General features: G+C 45.2%; 2 protein-coding genes and 1 pseudogene. All 3 read right to left on the bottom strand.

All coding sequences use genetic code 11. The features are described 5' to 3' along the window. Positions 1 to 230 (bottom strand): annotated as a pseudogene (locus AC1DWB_RS34515) (carbohydrate ABC transporter permease); the annotation flags it as partial. Between the two features lie 15 nt (positions 231 to 245). Further along, positions 246 to 1,199: an ABC transporter permease gene (locus AC1DWB_RS34510; RefSeq protein ID WP_477545588.1), complete on the bottom strand. Its 954-nt coding sequence runs from the start codon at positions 1,197 to 1,199 to the stop codon at positions 246 to 248. Positions 1,200 to 1,308: 109 nt separating this feature from the next. Then, positions 1,309 to 1,796: hypothetical protein (locus tag AC1DWB_RS34505; RefSeq protein WP_477545587.1), on the bottom strand; the 488-nt coding region annotated here is incomplete at its 5' end.

Genomic DNA, 1,796 nt, shown 5'->3' with positions numbered 1-1,796 from the left:
GTATTCATGAACGTGCGTATGAATTGTTTGCTATACGCAAGCTTATGGTACGCTTCTATATTGAACCCTTTTGGCCAAAGCCCGATTTTGCCAAACGCAGCTGCCTCATAGCTGCTGAGCGAAATGGCAATAGCGTTAATAAACGGTGCTAGTATGGATATGCAAAATAAAACAAACAACAAATAGTTGAACCCATCGAATATTCGTCCTGATGTAGATCGGTGAAGCATCTCTTCTCCTCCTTCTCAAYAAAGTCCTACGCCAACTAGCTTCTTAGACAGCTTGTTCGCGGTAATCAGCATTAGGAAGCCAAGCATACTTTGCACGAAACCGATCGCCGTCGTAAGGCTGTATTGCGAATTCTGCAACCCGATCCGATATACATATGTACTGATAACGTCGGAAACATCGAGCACAAGCGGGTTTTGCAGCAGAAACAATCGTTCAAAGCCGATCTCGAATAGATTAGACAGTCTTAAAAGCAGCAGCAGTACGATCATCGGTACCATTCCCGGCAGCGTGATATGCCACATTTGGCGGAGTCGGCTGGCACCGTCAACCTTGGCCGCTTCGTACAAGCTAGAATCAATACCAGCAATGACAGCAAAATAAAGAACGGCTGACCATCCAACTTCCTTCCAAATTCCCACCGATACTACGATACCGCGGAATAGCTCTTTCTCTGTCATGAAAAAGATCGGCTCTATGCCGAACCATCCGAGGACCACATTGACTATACCGTCGTTAGGCGACAATAACTGATAGAAAAAACCCGAAACCACGACCCATGATAAGAAATGCGGCAAGTACGAGATCGTTTGTGTAATACGCTTGAAAGAGGAGCTAACAAGCTCATTAGCAAGTAACGCGAATACGATCGGAGCCGAAAATCCGAAGATCAGATCGTAAAAGTTAAGGATGAGCGTATTCCCCATTACTCGCCAGAATGAATCGTCCGTTAGAAATTGAACGATATGCTTCATCCCAACCCAAGGGCTTCCGGAAACGCCGCGGAACGGAGAAAAATCCTGAAAAGCGATTGAAACTCCATACATGGGAATATATTTGAAGACAACCAGCAAAATTAATGTTGGGGCAAGGAGTAAATAAAGTGCGAACTGCGTCTTCTTGTTCACTCTCTTCCTACGTCTAACGGTTGGCCGTCTGCCTCTCATTGGAGAGTCTAAAGTTACTTTCATCGTCCCTGTTCCTCCTGTATTCCTCCACTTGTCTCTATTAAGAGAAACGTACCCGGTGAACCGGCTTCATCTACACGAAGTCGTTTCGATTCACACGGGTACCCGTTGATTACCACTCGATTTCTTTAACACCAAGCTTTTTCAGCTGATCCTTGTTTTGATTGATATATTTCGTGTATTCATCATAGATGAACCCGTATTTCTTCTTGTATTCCTCGACCCTTTGATCGAACTGCTGCATCGTAATCTTACCCATAATCGCTTCAATCGTCGCCTGCGAAATGAATTGGTTCGATTCCGTTTTTTTGCTTGCCGTTTCGGCAGGCAAAACTATAAAGGGCTCCATCGGCAAGCCGGTCTTATTCGCGGCTTCATCTAACATTTTCATCCCGTCCATGCGTCTAGTGAACTCGCCCTTATCCATAAACTTCTCGGCTGCCGCGATGCTGGATTCTTTTCGGTCATTGAATCCGAAGATTAGACTGAGGTGAAGTGCATATCTTTTATTCGCATTTGCGAGCCCTTGCCCGTCAATCGGTAATTTCTTGCCGTTCTCTATCTTGAAATCTTCCCCCTCTTTACCCCAGAAGATAGCAT

The sequence above is a fragment of the Paenibacillus sp. P4_E11 genome, assembly GCF_056401635.1.
This window is presented reverse-complemented; position numbering and strand designations above follow the sequence as displayed.